Raw genomic sequence first — 14,002 nt, forward strand, 5'->3', positions numbered from 1 at the left:
GCAATCCGGGACGGATTGACCAGAGCTTCCCTAACAATTGGGGCCAGGATTCAATGACCACGGCCCGGCGCATCACGCGTTGAGCGCCTGTGTGACCTACCGTACGCGCTGTTCGGCGGACGCTGACGAAGGTGTAGAGAGCGACGCGGCGGACTCGTAGAACCGCGGCAGATCACCATGCAGAGATTCGAGCAACGCCTCCAGCGGCGCCTCGAGTTCGTGATAGGTGGCGATGGACGCCAGGTGCGCGTTGTTCGGCGCACCGCCGGCCCAGGACGCGAAGCTTGTCGCCATGCCGTCGCCGAGCCGGCCGCTTTCGAGATCGGCGCGTAGGCGTTCGAATTCCGTGCGTTTGGCGGCGCGCATTTCATCGCCTGTGCCAGCGCTTGCATAGACCTTCGAGAGCGCCGCGCGCGTTTCCAGCACGCGAGCGGTAAACCGCCGCATTGTGTCGTTGTGGGCACGCCAGCGTTCGAAGGCCGCCAGATTGCCTTGCGCGCGATACCAGCGCTCGACGCCGACGTTCGCAACGACCGTCGCGAATGCCTCGTTGAATGCCGAGTCCCCGGCCACGTAGAGGCGCTGGTGCGCAAGCTCATGGAAGATCAGCGCGGCAACCTGTGCCTCGGACCAGCCACTGACCGTGCTCGGCAATGGATCGTCGAACCAGCCGAGCGTCGAGTAGGCCGCGGCCCCGAGCACGGCGACGTCCAGCCCCTGCGCTGCGAGCGTTTCGCCATAGCCGGCCGCGGTGTTGCGGTCGAAGAATCCGCGATAGGCGGCGCAGCCGATGACGGGATAGCACCACTGTTTTGGCGCCACGGAGAACTCCGGCGCGGCGACCACTGAATACACGACCGACTCGCGATTGATCTGCGCATAGCAGGTGTAGCTGCCATTGTCGGGCAGCGCGAGTGCCTCGCTCGCGAACTGGCGCACGGCCTTGGCAAAGACCAGACGTTCGCGCAGATCCGCCGGCGTCTTGTCATCGGCGAGCAGCTCATCGATAGGGCGGGCGCGCGCCATCAGCGCGAAATGCCCGCGGATCGACTGCGCGTAGTAGCCGATGGTCTCGCATCCGGTCGCGGCCAGTGCGAGCACCAGCAGCGCGACTCGCGAAGCGCGCGCGGGACCGACGCGCACCAGATTCCCGGGCCGGTGAATCAAGCGAACTCGGCGACGACAGGGGCGTGATCGGACGGGCGTTCGAGCCGGCGCGGCTCGACGTCGATCAGGCAGGAGCGGCAGCCATCGAGCAGTGGATTCGACGCCAGGATCAGATCGATGCGCAGGCCGCGATTGCGCCGAAACCCGGCGGCGCGATAGTCCCACCAGCTGAAGCTGTTCTCCGGCTGCTCGAAGCGACGAAAGCAGTCGGCCAGACCAAGCTCCAGCATGCGCGACAAAGCGGCGCGTTCCGGCCCCGAACAGAGAATCCGGTCACGCCACTCCTGCGGGTCGTGCACATCGGCATCCGCCGGCGCGATATTGAAATCGCCGAGCACGACCATGCGCGGATAACGCTCGATCTCCACGCGCAGCCAGGCGGTCACGGCCGCGAGCCAATCGAGCTTGAAGCGGTACTTGTCGCTGTCGACCTCCAGCCCGTTGACCACGTACAGATTGACGACACGCACGCCGCCGACCGTCGTTGCGAGGATGCGGCGCTGTTCGGATTCCACCCCCGGCGGATCGGTGACGACCTCGACCGGCTGCTCACGCGCGACAACCGCGACGCCGTTGTAGGTCTTCTGACCCGAATACACCACGCGATAACCGGCGTCCGCGAATGCCTGTGCCGGGAATGCGTCATCGGTGAGCTTGGTTTCCTGCAGGGCAAGCACGTCCGGCTCATTCATCGCGAGCCAGTCGAGCACGTGCTGCAAGCGAACCTTGAGCGAATTGACGTTCCAGGTCGCGATCTTCAAGGCATCGGGCTCACAGGCGATAGCCACCGTGACGACGGCGGTTCGCCGAATCCACGATCCAGGCCCCGATCACCATGCCGATGAGCAGCATCACGGCGGCGGCGAGCCCGTACACCCAGACCGGCGCATCGCGCAGATCAACGGCATTGTCCGAACCCGACCCGTCGGTAACCGGCGCGACCTCGACCTCGGCGACTGCCGCATCAGCGACTTCGGCGCTGGCGGGCTTTTCCGGCGCGCCAGTGGCAAGCTGTTTCTCCAGCGCCGAGACCTGCTCGCGCAGCTTGCCGTTCTCCGCCTGCAACGCCAGCACGGCGCCGCGTGCCGGCCTTTCGTCCGTGACAAAGCGTTTTTCGATCCAGCCCTCGGCGCCATCCACGAGCCTCACCTTGAGCACGCTTTCGGCGCGATCGACGATCTCCATCGGCGTGCCGCTGGTCAGCGCACGCACCGGCTTGCCCTTGAGGGATTCGCTTTCGAACAGGCCCGCCACGAGCTGGTCGGTCACGTAGGCCGCGCGCGCACCGCCGGCAAGCACCAGCAACGCCAGCGCCAGTCGCGGCAGCGCTCTGATCACGCGGCGATTCCGCTGTGACGCAGCAATGCGTCGATGTTCGGCTCGCGGCCACGGAACGCGACAAAATGCTCCAGTGCATCGCGCGAGCCGCCGCGCTCAAGCACCTCGCGCAGGAAACGTTCACCGGTGCCCGGATCGAAGATGCCGTTCTCCTCGAATGCGCTGAAGGCATCGCTCGACAGCACTTCGGCCCACTTGTAGCTGTAGTAACCGGCCGCATAGCCGCCCGCAAAGACATGCGTGAAGCTGTTTGCGAAACGGTTGTAGGGGGGCGGTTTCAGCACCGCGACCTCGCTGCGTACCTCACCGAGCAGGCGCTCGATGAACCCGGGTTCACCGGCCACAAATTCGTGGTGGATCCGAAAATCAAACAGCGCAAACTCCAGCTGACGCAGCAGCTGCATGCCGGACTGGAAGTTCTTCGCGGCACGCATGCGTGTATAGAGCGCCTCGGGCAGGCGATCACCGCTCTGGTAGTGGCGCGCAAACAGGTCCAGCGCCTCGCGCTCCCAGCACCAGTTCTCCATGAACTGGCTCGGCAGTTCGACCGCATCCCATTCCACGCCGTTGATGCCGGAGATCGACGGCCAGTCGATCTGGGTCAGCATGTGATGCAGGCCGTGACCGAATTCGTGGAACAGGGTCTCGACCTCGTCGTGGGTCAGCAGGGCCGGATCGTCGCCCACCGGCGGCGTGAAGTTGCACACGAGATAGGCGACCGGCGTCTGCACGCGGTCACCGTCACGCATGCGCACCGCGCATTCATCCATCCACGCCCCGCCGCGCTTTTTGGCGCGTGCGAACGGATCCAGGAAAAACCGTGCGCGGCGCGCACCGCTTGCGTCGACGAGTTCGTACAGACGCAGGTCACGGTGGTAGGAATCGAAGTCCTCGATCGCCCGCACGCGCACGCCATACAGTCGCTCGACGATCGCGAACAGCCCGTCGAGCACGGCCGGCAGCGGGAAATACGGGCGCAGGTCTTCCTGGCTGATCGAGTAACGCGCCTCGCGCAGCTTTTCACTGTAAAAGGCCAGGTCCCAGGGCTCGAGTTCGGTCGCGCCGAATTCCTCGCGTGCGAACTCGCGCAATTCGGCGAGATCGCGCTCGGCGACCGGGCGAGCGCGCGCGGCAAGGTCGTGCAGAAAGGCGAACACGTCTTCGGCCGAACGCGCCATCTTGGTGGCGAGCGAGTAGTCCGCGTAACGCTCGAATCCGGCGAGATGCGCGAGTTCGTGACGAAGTTCCAGGATGCGCAACATGCGCGGTGCGTTGTCGAACTTTCCTGCGTTCGGCCCCTGGTCAGAAGCGCGCGTGACGTACGCCTGGTACATCTCGCGGCGCAGCTCGCGGTCCTGCGCATACGCCAGCACAGGGAAGTAGGACGGAAAGTCCAGCGTGAACAGCCAGCCCTCGACCTCGCGCTCGGTTGCGTTCTGACGCGCAAGCGCGCGTGCCGTCTCGGGCAGGCCGGCGAGGCGGGCCTCGTCGGTAATCGTCAGCGTCCAGGCCTGGGTGGCATCCAGCACCGCATCGCTGTAGGCGCTGGTCAGTTGCGAGAGTTCCTGCCGCACGGCCTTGAAGCGCGTGCGCTCGGCCTCGGGCAGATCCACGCCCGCGAGCCGAAAGTCGCGCAACGCGTTGTCCAGCAGTCGAAGCTGGCCTGGTTCCAGCCGATCGCCTTCGCCCTCGCGCACCGCGGCCACCGCCTCGTACAGCCGGCGATTCTGGCCGCGCTCGCTCCAGTATTCGGTCAGGATCGGCAGCCCCGCGTTGTAGGCCTCGCGCAACGCCTCGCTGTTGCGCACCGCGTTCAGATGGCCGACCGGCGACCAGGTTCGCGACAGCCGCTCATCCATGAGTTCGATCGGGTGCACCAGTGTCTCCCAGCTGTAGTCGCCAGCCTCGAGCAGGGCATCCAGACGCGCGCGGGCGTCGGCCAGCACGGTCTCCAGGGCGGGCAGCACGTGCTCGGGCCGGATGGCCGAAAACGGCGGCAGGTCGTCAAAGCTCAGCAGTGGGTTGTCCATTCGGGAATTCGTCAAGAAAACGCGGGGCCTACAAGATTAGGGCCGCACCCCGCCCGCTTCAATGCGCACCGGCGCGCGCGAGCAGCCAGGCGAGCCAGCCCAGACCGCCGAGAAAAGCCGCCAGACCGCCCAGCGCGATCCAGCCATAGCGGCGCTCGGCATGGTGCTCGGCGCCGACCGACAGCAGGAACGGGTAGCCGTGTTCGACCGGGCGTGACAGCAGGTGCACGTCGTCGGACGGGGCCGTATCACGCAGCGCACGATCGGCGCGCTGCGCAGCGACGCGGCGCGCGGCCTCCCACTCGGTCGCGTCGATCACACCGTCGGCGTTGCGGTCGAACAGCCGGCGGGCGCGTGCCGGGTCGCGCTTGAAATCGGCCAGGGTCTCGCGCACCACGCGCTCGCGATCGGCATCCAGCTGCGTGATGCCGGCGTGGGTTCGCAGGCGTCCCAGCGCGTAGAGCCGGTCGCCCGGGGCGATCCACTCCTCGACATAGCGATAGTTGCCGACGAGCGCGTGCAGCGCGCCGCCGCGGTCCCAGTGCTCGGGATAGCGCTTCTGGCCATAGCGCACCGAACGGTGCGGGGTGGCGACATCGGCACCGTCGGGATCGATGACACAGCGGCCCGTGCCGTCGTCCAGCGCGAACAGGGCCTCGCTGGTCTCGCCCTCGAGTTTGCCCCAGCGCTCGCTGCGACCGGAGCGCCCGTAGATCGCGTAGCGATACCAGCAGACCGGTTCGCGTGACAGCGGCGCTTCGACCGGCAGACCATCGAGCATCTGCGCGCGGCCGACGAGTTCGACGTAGCCCTGGGCCGCGGAGCGAACGCGCGCAGTCGGTGTATCGGCGATGCGCCGGCGCTTGAGATAGGCATCGAGCGCGAACCAGCCGCCGCTGACGCTCAGAACGACGGCCGGCAGCGCCAGCCAGAGTGGTGAACCGGGCACGCCCGGCGGCGATCAGGCCTTGCCGCCGAACAGTGCGCCGACATCGACATCGGCGGTTTCCTCGGCGCTGAACTCCAGCAGCTTGCGCGGCCCGAAGCCGAACATTCGCGCGAGGATCACGTCCGGAAACTGTTCGATGCGCACGTTGTTGAGATTCACGGCCTCGTTGTAGAACTCACGGCGGTCAGCGATGGTTTCCTCGAGCCCCGTGATACGCGTGCGCAGATGCCCGAACGATTCGCTCGCGCGCAGTTCCGGGTAGGCCTCGGCGACCGCAAACAACTGGCCGAGCCCGAGCCGCAGCTGCGATTCCGCAGCCCCGAGCGCATCGATATCGCCGGCCTGCCGTGCACCCTGCACGGCGGAGCGCGCCTGGATGACCTTCTCCAGCGTCTCCTGCTCGTACTGCATGTGCTGCTTGCACACCTCGATGAGCTTCGGGATTTCGTCGTGACGCTGGCGCAGCAGGACGTCAATGTTCGCCCACGCCTTGTCCACGCCGTGCTTGAGCGTGACCAGGGCGTTGTAGAGGATGATGCCGTAGACGACGAGTGCGACTATGATGCCGACAACGACCATGCCGGTGACTTCCATGCGTAGCTCCTCGGCGTGAATGCAGGAACCCGAGTATACACCGCGCCCGGAGGCCCCTTGCCCGCCGATATTCGCCCATTCGAGGCCCACAGCCCGCAGGTCGATCCGGCCGCATGGGTCGACGACAACTGCACGATCATCGGCCAGGTCACGGTCGGCGCATACAGCTCGCTGTGGCCCGGCACGATCGTGCGCGGCGACGTGCACGCCATCCGGATCGGCTCGCACACCAACATCCAGGACGGCTGTCTGGTGCACGTCACCCACGACAGCGAGTTCCATCCCGGCGGGTTCGACTGCCGGATCGGCGACTACGTGACCGTCGGACACCGGGTCGTGCTGCACGCCTGCCACGTCGGCGACGAGTGCCTGATCGGCATGGGTGCCATCGTGATGGACGGCGCGGTCATCGAGCGGCGCGTGCTGCTCGGCGCCGGCTCAGTGGTGCCGGCCGGCAAGACCCTGGAGGGTGGTTATCTTTGGGTCGGCACTCCGGCCCGGCGCATCCGGCCGCTGACCGATGCCGAGATCCGCCACATCCATTACTCGGCGAACCACTACGTGAAACTCGCCGCCCGTCACGCGGGCCGGCATGCCTGAGTCACCGACGGCGCTTGCGGCCTTAACCTGACTTGGTCGCCAGCGCGCGTGCGAGATCATCGCGCAGGCGGCGAATCACCGGACCGCTTTCCGGGCGCACGCCACGCCAGATCAGAAACGATTCCGCGGCCTGCTCGACCAGCATGCCAAGGCCGTCGACCGAATGTTCGGCGCCATGTTCCAGGCCCCATTGCACGAACGCGGTCGGTCGGGCGCTGTACATCATGTCGTAGCACCAGGCGCCAGCTCTCAGCAGGTTGCGCGGCAGCGGCGGCACCTTGTGCAGTAGGCTCGTCGCCGTGGCGTTGATCACCAGATCGAACCGCCGTCCTGACAGGTCTTCATACCCGCAGCCCTCCACCGGCCCGGTATCTGTAAAGCGCCCGGCCAGCGCAACGGCCTTGGCCACCGTGCGATTGGCGATCACGACCCGCGCCGGCCGCTGCCCGAGCAGCGGCGCCAGCACGCCGCTGGCGGCACCGCCGGCGCCCAGCAGCAGCAGCTCCTTGCCCGCCAGTCCCAGACCGAGGTTGACCGTCAGGTCGCGCACCAGCCCGACGCCGTCGGTGTTGTCGCCACGCAGGCTGCCGTCTTCGCGAAACGACAGCGTGTTCACGGCGCCCGCGAGTTCCGCACGGTCCGAGCGCTCGTCGGCGCGTTCCCAGGCCTCGCGCTTGAACGGCACGGTGACGTTCAGGCCGCGCCCGCCGAGGCTGTGGAACGAGCGCAGCGCGCGCTCGAAACCACCGACCGCGACCAGGATCGCCGAGTAGTGCAGCGACTGTCCGGTCTGTTCGGCGAACATGGCGTGGATCTGCGGCGACTTGCTGTGGGCGATCGGATTGCCCATCACCGCGTATTGATCGAGAGCGGTCTCTTCCATGCGCGGCCCGCTCAGGCTGACTCGCGAAGCCAGCCGGCAACCTCGGCCGTGAAGTAACTGAGCACCGCGTCGGCCCCGGCACGCTTGAAACCGAGCAGACTCTCGAGCACGCAGGCGCGCCGGTCCAGCCAGCCGCGCTCGGCGGCCGCAGCGAGCATCGCGTACTCGCCGCTGACCTGATAGACGAAGGTCGGCACGCCAAACTCGGACTTCACCCGCCGGACGATATCCAGATACGGCATGCCGGGTTTGACCATGACCATGTCGGCGCCCTCGGCGAGATCGAGCGCGACCTCGCGCAGCGCCTCGTCCGAATTGGCCGGGTCCATCTGGTAGCTGTACTTGTTGCCGCCGCCCAGATTCGCGGCCGAACCAACCGCGTCGCGAAACGGGCCGTAGAAACTCGAGGCGTACTTCGCCGAATACGCGAGGATGCGCGTATTGCGATGGCCGTCGGCCTCCAGCGCCGTGCGGATCGCACCGATGCGCCCGTCCATCATGTCGCTCGGTGCGACGATGTCGGCGCCGGACTCGGCATGCGAAAGCGCCTGGCGCACCAACACGTCGACGGTCTCATCGTTCAGCACGTAGCCGGATGTGTCGACCAGGCCGTCCTGGCCGTGCGTCGTGAACGGGTCCAGCGCAACGTCGGTGATGACGCCGAGTTCAGGCAGGCGCGCCTTGATCGCGCGCACGGCGCGCTGCGCGATGCCCTGCGGATCGAACGCCGCGCGCGCGTCGTCGCTCTTGTCCTCGGGCGGCGTGACCGGAAACAGCGCCACGGCCGGCACACCGAGTTCGAGCAGCCGTTCACAGTAGCCGAGCAGGACGTCGATGCCCATGCGCTCGATGCCGGGCATGGACGCGACCGGTTCACGGGCGCCCGCGTCCGGCAGCACGAACACCGGCTGGATCAGGTCGTCGCTCGTCAGCCGGTGCTCGCGCATCAGCCGGCGCGAGAAACCATCGAAGCGCATGCGCCGCATGCGCGTTGCGGGAAATTGCTCGTCGGCTCCGGACATTGGACTTCGACCCCTGCGGTGACCGGCGGTAGTATAGCCGCCCGGCCATTCGGGCCGATGTGCGAGGGGTGGCCGTGATGCAACGTCTGTTCTTGCTGGTGGTACTGGTGCTCGGCGCGGGCATCGCGCGCGCCGGTGACGGACTGTACAAGGCCAGCATCGCTGCGCCTGCGGACGCTGTGTACGGCGCCGTCTACGCGGCACTCGAGGAGCGCCGCATCTGGGTGGTGTTCGAGGCCGACATCGGCCAGAACATGGCCGGCATGGCGAAACGCTGGGGCGAGGACTACAACCGCAACGGCCTGCAGGCGATCCGCAGCATGGTCGCCTGCAATGCCTGGCTCTCGAACCAGGTCGCGAACGCCGATCCGGACATGCTCGCCCTGTGCCCGCTGCACGTGACGGTCATCGAGCGCGAGGGCGTGAGCTCGGTGCTGTTCGCCCGGCCGACCTCGTTCGCCGGCGACAGCCCGGCGCGCGACGTGCTGGCGGAAATCGAATCGAACGTCATTGAGGCAATCGATGCCGCACTGGCGAAACTTCGCTGATTCCAGCGCAGTCTGAATCGTATAATTGGCGGCCCGCTTGCCCGCGCGCGGCGCGGTGGCCGCCGAAGAACAAGGAATCCCGCATGAACCCCATCCGTCTCCTGCTCGTGTTGATCCCGGTCTGCCTGGCGCTCGGCGCCGCGCAGGCCCGCGCCGACGACATTGCCGAGCCACAGCGCATCATCCAGACCGTCTCGGATCGCCTGCAGGGCGAGCTGACCTCCAATCGCAGCACCCTGCGCGCCGATCTGTCGCAGGTCTATGCGCTGGCCGACGAGGTCCTGATGCCGCACGTGGACACCGACCGCGTCGCCCAGCTCGTGCTCGGCAAGTACTGGCGTACGGCGTCGCAAGAGCAACGCAGCACCTTCACCAGTGAATTCAAGCAGCTGCTGCTCAGGACCTATGCCGCCGCTTTCGCCGACGCCGGCGACTGGCGGATCGAACACCTGCCGATGCGCCTGCCCGAGGGCAGCGACGACGCGCTGGTGCGCACCCGCATCCAGAGTGCCGGCGCGCCGCCGGTGTCCGTGAGCTACCGCATGGCGCGTGGCGAACACGGCTGGCAGGCCTACGACGTCGTCATCGAAGGCGTAAGCCTGATCACGACCTATCGCAACGGTTTCCAGCGCGAGGTCGAACGCGGCGGCGTCGACGGGCTGATTCAGCGCATGGCGCAGATGAACCGCGAACGCGCGGTGAACTGACCCTCGAAGCAAGCTCTGATCAATCCGTCCGGGACTGCCCGGGCAGCGGCGTTTCCGTGCGCCGCGGGGAAGGTCCGGCTGGCCATCCCGCGGAACGGTCAGCTGCCGGCCACCGGGGTCGACTCCCCGATCGCCCCGTCCGACGGCAGATCCTGCTCCGCCCAGACCAGTTCGCGGTGGTTGAACCCGGCCTCGATGGTCGGTTTCACGACGCGGAAATACGGTGACAAATCGAAGTCCCGCGGCACGAACAGGCTGTGGTGGCGAATGCGCAGGACCTCCTGCGGGTCGTAGCCCGTGCCGCCGGCCTTGATCCGCTCGGTCGACGGCAGCACCGGATAGCGAATTCCCTGAAACGCCTGCGCGATCAGCGTCGAGCAGATCGCGCGGGTCGGATCCCCGCTGCCGAGCGCCAGCATGCGCCGTCGGTAGCGGGAAGGCACCGGCGGGGTGGCAAGCAGATAGCGCGCGAGGTCGAAGACGTGCTTCAGGTCGTAGGACTTGCCGAGATTACCGAGCATGAAGCGGACGACCTGCTCGCGCTCGTCCGGGGTCAGGCCCACGGGCCGGCAGATGCGCGTGTTGAAATCCGCATATTTCGACAGCGGTACCGCGATGACGCCGGCCTCGAGATCCGCCTCGATCAGGCTCGGCGGATCGGGATCGCCAGGCGCGCTCGCGAGCGCATCGCCGACGTACAGCGCGGCGTGCGACCAGGTGGACTGCGTCAGATACTTGATCGCGCTGGAAACGCGCAGGTCGCCCTCGACCAGCAGCACGTCCCCCGGTGCCAGGTACTGGCGCAGCACCGCGGGGGCATGCGTGGAGAAGCGCCGGTAGCGGCCCGTCGGTCGCGAGATGTACGCCGCAAGCCAGCGGCCCAGCGCGGCACGGATGCGCCCGACGATCATCTCGCCCGGTCCGCCCCGCGCTCGGCCCGGCGCAGGAATACCCGCATCTCCTTCTCTGCCTGCTGATCCCCGCGCCTGCCGGCAACCTCGATTCCGCGCTGCCAGGCAGCGATTGCGGCGTCGCGATCGCCGGCCGCCAATGCAGCCCGACCGAGCAGCTTCCAGGCCGCCGAATAACCGGGGTCTAGCTCGACGGCGACCGCCAGATGTTCGCGCGCACGTTCGGTTTCGTCCCGGTCGAGGTACGCGCTGCCCAGCCCGAAGCGCAGCAACGCACCATCGCGGCCACCGGCGAGCATGCGCTCGAAGGCGGCGATGCGTGAATCGGGGGTCACGGCCGCCAGAAGGCCGGGGTGAACAGCACCAGCAGGGTGAAGATCTCCAGTCGCCCGAGCAGCATCGCAAAACACAGCACCCACTTCGCCGCGTCGGGCAGGACCTGGTAGTTCGAGCCGACAAGTCCGAGCCCGGGACCCAGGTTGTTCAGACAGGCGGCCACGGCCGAGAACGAGGTCATGAGGTCCAGCCCCGTGAGCGCGAGCAGCAGGTACATCACCGAGAAGCTCGCGACATACAGCGCGAAGAACCCCCACACGGCATCCACGGTGCGCTGCGAGATCGTCACGCCACCCAGGCGCACCGGCACCTGCGCATTCGGATGGATCAGACGCGTGATCTCGCGCGCGCCCTGACGGATCAGCAGCAGGAACCGCACGACCTTGATGCCACCGCCGGTCGAGCCCGCACAGCCGCCGATGAAACTCGTCATCAGCAGCAGGATCGTGATGAAGCCCGGCCACAGGTGATAGTCGGCCGTCGTGAAGCCCGTGGTCGTGCCGATCGACACCGCCTGGAATACGCCCTGGATAATCGCGTCGTCCCAGGTGATGAACGTCGAGGTGACATACAGCATGACGCTGGTGATGGCAGCGACCGTGGCAAACAGGCCGATGTAGAGCCGGAACTCCGGGTCGCCCAGATACGGACGCAGGGTGAGTCCGCGCCACGCGGTGAAATGCAGCGCAAAGTTCGCCCCGGCGAGCAGCATGAATACGATCGCGACGCTGTCGATCAGGCGGCTGTCGAAGTAGCCCATGCTGGCGTCGTGGGTCGAAAAGCCGCCGATCGCGACCGTCGAAAACGCATGCCCGACGGCATCGAACAGCGTCATGCCGGCGAGCCAGTAGGCAACCGCGCAGGCCACCGTGAGCCCGAGATACAGATACCACAGCGCCTTCGCCGTCTCGGTGATGCGCGGTGTGAGCTTGCTGTCCTTGACCGGCCCCGGCGCCTCGGCCTTGTACAGCTGCATGCCACCGACGCCGAGGATCGGCAATACGGCGACCGCGAGTACGATGATCCCGATTCCGCCGAGCCACTGCAGCTCCTGCCGATAAAACAAGATCGATCTCGGCATTTCGTCGAGGCCGACCAGCACCGTTGCGCCGGTCGTGGTCAGTGCCGAGATCGATTCAAACAGTGCGTCGGTGACCGATACCTGCGGATTCTCGGACAGCATCAGTGGCACCGCACCGATGCCGCCCAGCACGACCCAGAACATCACCACGATCACAAAGCCGTCGCGGCCGCGCAGTTCGCGTTCCACACGCGCGACCGGCAACCAGATCGCGACACCGAGTCCAAGCACCAGCGCGAAGGCGCTCAGAAACGATGTTTCCGTGTGGTCGCCATACCAGAACGACACGGCCAGTGGCGGCAGCAGCGAACTGCTGAACAACATCAGCAGCAGACCAAGAACACGCTGGATGGCTAGATAACGCATCCGGAATCTGCTCAGTGACCGCTGCGCGCGCGCGCGCGACCGTCACACCTCATCAGACCGGAACGCTGGGCAAAATCATGCACGAACGCCCGACGCCTATATGAAATTCACGCCGACCTGGAACAAGCGTTCGACCTCGCCGATGCGGCGCTTGTCGACCAGGAACAGGATCACGTGATCACCGGATTCGATCACCAGATCGTGATGCGGCATCAGCACCTCCTCGCCGCGCACGATCGCGCCCACGGTCGTGAGCTTGGGCAGCCGCAGTTCCTCCACCCGCCGGCCGACGACCTTGGAACTGCCGTAGTCGCCGTGCGCAATTGCCTCGATGGCCTCGGCGACACCGCGGCGCAACGAGTGCACACGCACCACATCGCCGCGGCGCACATGCGTGAGCAGGCTGCCGATGGTCGCCTGCTGCGGCGAGACCGCGATATCCACCGCGCCGCTCTGCACCAGGTCGACAAAGGCCGGCCGGTTGATCAGCGCCATGACCTTGCGCACACCGAGACGTTTCGCCAGCATCGACGAGAGGATGTTGACCTGATCGTCGTTGGTGACCGCGCAGAACACGTCGGTCTGGTCGATGTTTTCCTCGAGCAGCAGATCGCCGTCGGCGGCATCGCCGCGCAGGACCATGGTTCGTTCAAGAAGCGGCGCGATGAGTTCGGCCCGCTCGGGGCTGCGCTCGATGATCTTGACCTGATAGCGCGACTGGAGCATCTCGGCCAGACGTTTGCCGATGTTGCCGCCGCCGGCGATGATCACGCGCTTTACAGATTTCTCCTTGCGCCGCAACTCGGCCATGACCGCGTTGATGTCCTTGCGCGCGGCGATGAAGAACACCTCGTCGTCGGGCTCGATCACGGTGTGGCCGTCGGGCAGGATCGCCTGGCCGCGCCGGTAGATGGCCGCGACGCGCGATTCGGTCGCCGGCAGATGGTCGCGCAACGCGCGCAGTTCATGACCGACCAGCGGACCGCCGTAGTACGCCCGCACGGCCACCAGCTGCGCGCGACCGTCGGCGAAGTCGAGCACCTGCAGCGCGCCGGGGTGGTCGATCAGGTTGCGGATGTGATCGGTGACGATCTCCTCGGGGCTGATCATCACGTCGATCGGCAGCGCATTCTGCGCGAACAGTGACTGCTCGGACAGGTACTCGATCGCGCGCACGCGGGCAATCTTGGTCGGCGTGTGGAACAGCGTGTAGGCCACCTGGCAGGCGACCATGTTGACCTCGTCGGAGTTGGTCACGGCGATGATCATGTCGGCATCGTCAGCGCCCGCGCGGCGCAGAATCTCCGGATAGCTCGCATGACCACAGACCGTCGAGATGTCCAGACGGTCGCGCAGCTCCTGCAACACGCGCTCGCCCTGATCGATGACCGTGATGTCGTTCGCCTCACCGGCCAGGATGTTGGCGACCGACGAGCCGACCTGACCGGCCCCGAGGATGATGATTTTCAT

At 66.7% G+C, this 14,002-nt stretch carries 15 protein-coding genes; 3 read left to right on the top strand and 12 right to left on the bottom strand.

Going from position 1 to position 14,002, the window contains the following annotated elements; all coding sequences use genetic code 11:
- Window positions 1-96: 96 nt before the first annotated feature.
- Genes KDG50_14105 through KDG50_14130 form a run of 6 tightly spaced genes read right to left on the bottom strand, consistent with a single transcriptional unit; the run spans window position 97 to window position 6,078 of the window.
- Window positions 97-1,143, bottom strand: coding sequence for an aminopeptidase (locus tag KDG50_14105; GenBank protein ID MCB1866546.1), 1,047 nt, complete (start codon window positions 1,141-1,143; stop codon window positions 97-99).
- 20 nt (window positions 1,144-1,163) lie between these two features.
- Window positions 1,164-1,928, bottom strand: coding sequence for an exodeoxyribonuclease III (xth, locus tag KDG50_14110; protein MCB1866547.1), 765 nt, complete (start codon window positions 1,926-1,928; stop codon window positions 1,164-1,166).
- 10 nt (window positions 1,929-1,938) lie between these two features.
- Entirely contained in the window at window positions 1,939-2,505 is a 567-nt protein-coding gene (locus tag KDG50_14115; protein ID MCB1866548.1) for a hypothetical protein, read from the bottom strand.
- Complete coding sequence (locus KDG50_14120) at window positions 2,502-4,535, bottom strand: M3 family metallopeptidase (protein ID MCB1866549.1); 2,034 nt, start codon at window positions 4,533-4,535, stop codon at window positions 2,502-2,504. Before KDG50_14120 ends, KDG50_14115 begins: the two co-directional genes overlap by 4 nt.
- Window positions 4,536-4,593: 58 nt before the next feature.
- A complete protein-coding gene (locus KDG50_14125) occupies window positions 4,594-5,484 on the bottom strand; it encodes a hypothetical protein (GenBank protein ID MCB1866550.1) in 891 nt (296 codons plus the stop codon).
- A gap of 12 nt (window positions 5,485-5,496) precedes the next feature.
- Window positions 5,497-6,078 carry a LemA family protein gene (locus KDG50_14130; GenBank protein ID MCB1866551.1) on the bottom strand — a complete coding sequence of 194 codons (582 nt, stop codon included), beginning with the start codon at window positions 6,076-6,078 and terminating at the stop codon, window positions 5,497-5,499.
- A 57-nt stretch (window positions 6,079-6,135) separates the two neighbouring features.
- On the opposite strand from KDG50_14130, the gene KDG50_14135 reads away from it, so the two are divergent.
- Window positions 6,136-6,678 (top strand): gamma carbonic anhydrase family protein, encoded by a 543-nt coding sequence (locus KDG50_14135; protein MCB1866552.1) that lies wholly within the window; start codon window positions 6,136-6,138, stop codon window positions 6,676-6,678.
- A gap of 22 nt (window positions 6,679-6,700) precedes the next feature.
- On the opposite strand, the gene aroE is transcribed toward KDG50_14135, so the two are convergent.
- Both aroE and hemB read right to left on the bottom strand, forming a co-directional pair.
- On the bottom strand, window positions 6,701-7,528 hold the full coding sequence (gene aroE / locus KDG50_14140) for a shikimate dehydrogenase (protein MCB1866553.1): 828 nt from the start codon (window positions 7,526-7,528) through the stop codon (window positions 6,701-6,703).
- Between the two features lie 44 nt (window positions 7,529-7,572).
- Entirely contained in the window at window positions 7,573-8,583 is a 1,011-nt protein-coding gene (gene hemB, locus KDG50_14145) for a porphobilinogen synthase (GenBank protein ID MCB1866554.1), read from the bottom strand.
- Between the two features lie 77 nt (window positions 8,584-8,660).
- Here hemB and KDG50_14150 point away from each other — a divergent pair, with 77 nt between their 5' ends.
- Window positions 8,661-9,131 (top strand): DUF302 domain-containing protein, encoded by a 471-nt coding sequence (locus KDG50_14150; protein ID MCB1866555.1) that lies wholly within the window; start codon window positions 8,661-8,663, stop codon window positions 9,129-9,131.
- Window positions 9,132-9,214: 83 nt separating this feature from the next.
- Window positions 9,215-9,838 carry an ABC transporter substrate-binding protein gene (locus KDG50_14155; protein ID MCB1866556.1) on the top strand — a complete coding sequence of 208 codons (624 nt, stop codon included), beginning with the start codon at window positions 9,215-9,217 and terminating at the stop codon, window positions 9,836-9,838.
- 98 nt (window positions 9,839-9,936) lie between these two features.
- Here KDG50_14155 and KDG50_14160 read toward each other — a convergent pair whose 3' ends face one another.
- The 4 genes from KDG50_14160 to trkA all read right to left on the bottom strand — a co-directional run bounded on the left by KDG50_14160 (window position 9,937) and on the right by trkA (window position 14,002).
- Window positions 9,937-10,749 (bottom strand): lipo-like protein, encoded by an 813-nt coding sequence (locus KDG50_14160; GenBank protein MCB1866557.1) that lies wholly within the window; start codon window positions 10,747-10,749, stop codon window positions 9,937-9,939.
- Window positions 10,746-11,048, bottom strand: coding sequence for a tetratricopeptide repeat protein (locus KDG50_14165; protein ID MCB1866558.1), 303 nt, complete (start codon window positions 11,046-11,048; stop codon window positions 10,746-10,748). The genes KDG50_14160 and KDG50_14165 overlap by 4 nt, the downstream gene beginning before the upstream one ends.
- A gap of 32 nt (window positions 11,049-11,080) precedes the next feature.
- Window positions 11,081-12,532 (bottom strand): TrkH family potassium uptake protein, encoded by a 1,452-nt coding sequence (locus KDG50_14170; GenBank protein ID MCB1866559.1) that lies wholly within the window; start codon window positions 12,530-12,532, stop codon window positions 11,081-11,083.
- Window positions 12,533-12,628: 96 nt separating this feature from the next.
- Window positions 12,629-14,002 carry a Trk system potassium transporter TrkA gene (trkA, locus tag KDG50_14175; protein MCB1866560.1) on the bottom strand — a complete coding sequence of 458 codons (1,374 nt, stop codon included), beginning with the start codon at window positions 14,000-14,002 and terminating at the stop codon, window positions 12,629-12,631.

The organism is Chromatiales bacterium (assembly GCA_020445605.1).
In the GTDB taxonomy this organism is placed as follows: Bacteria; Pseudomonadota; Gammaproteobacteria; order JAGRGH01; family JAGRGH01; genus JAGRGH01.

Coding starts and splice junctions, on each gene's coding strand:
- KDG50_14160 (MCB1866557.1), bottom strand. CDS start 10,749: ATGATCGTCGGGCGCATCCGTGCCGCGCTGGGCCGCTGGCTTGCGGCG.
- hemB (MCB1866554.1), bottom strand. CDS start 8,583: ATGTCCGGAGCCGACGAGCAATTTCCCGCAACGCGCATGCGGCGCATG.
- KDG50_14155 (MCB1866556.1), top strand. CDS start 9,215: ATGAACCCCATCCGTCTCCTGCTCGTGTTGATCCCGGTCTGCCTGGCG.
- KDG50_14150 (MCB1866555.1), top strand. CDS start 8,661: ATGCAACGTCTGTTCTTGCTGGTGGTACTGGTGCTCGGCGCGGGCATC.
- KDG50_14165 (MCB1866558.1), bottom strand. CDS start 11,048: ATGCTCGCCGGTGGCCGCGATGGTGCGTTGCTGCGCTTCGGGCTGGGC.
- trkA (MCB1866560.1), bottom strand. CDS start 14,002: ATGAAAATCATCATCCTCGGGGCCGGTCAGGTCGGCTCGTCGGTCGCC.
- KDG50_14120 (MCB1866549.1), bottom strand. CDS start 4,535: ATGGACAACCCACTGCTGAGCTTTGACGACCTGCCGCCGTTTTCGGCC.
- KDG50_14170 (MCB1866559.1), bottom strand. CDS start 12,532: ATGCGTTATCTAGCCATCCAGCGTGTTCTTGGTCTGCTGCTGATGTTG.
- KDG50_14130 (MCB1866551.1), bottom strand. CDS start 6,078: ATGGAAGTCACCGGCATGGTCGTTGTCGGCATCATAGTCGCACTCGTC.
- aroE (MCB1866553.1), bottom strand. CDS start 7,528: ATGGGCAATCCGATCGCCCACAGCAAGTCGCCGCAGATCCACGCCATG.